The sequence below is a fragment of the Halomonas sp. SIMBA_159 genome (assembly GCF_046536035.1).
Taxonomy (GTDB): Bacteria; Pseudomonadota; Gammaproteobacteria; order Pseudomonadales; family Halomonadaceae; genus Vreelandella; species Vreelandella venusta_A.
In genome coordinates, this window is sequence record NZ_JAWJBT010001669.1 from 1 (window position 1) to 234 (window position 234).

1 protein-coding gene is annotated in these 234 nt (G+C 56.8%); it reads left to right on the plus strand.

Annotated features, from left to right (window positions below; translation table 11 throughout):
* On the plus strand, positions 1–234 hold a 234-nt coding region (locus R0J87_RS24880; protein ID WP_498889704.1), incomplete at both ends, for a hypothetical protein.

Genomic DNA, 234 nt, shown 5'->3' on the forward strand with positions numbered 1-234 from the left:
GGTTACTGCCTGCGCGACAAAAGGCCAGCTACAACAAGCGCTGGCACACCAGCAGCACTACGATATTGGCTTGATTGGCCGCACTATTGCCCTGAACCAGGTCAATCAGGTATTGGCGCTGATCAAACAAATCAAGCCACAGTGCAGTCATACCTGCCTGCTGGTAAATACACTGTCGCCGCACCTGCGCGAGACGCTGCTCACCTCGGGCGCCGATGCCTGCCTGTCAAAGCC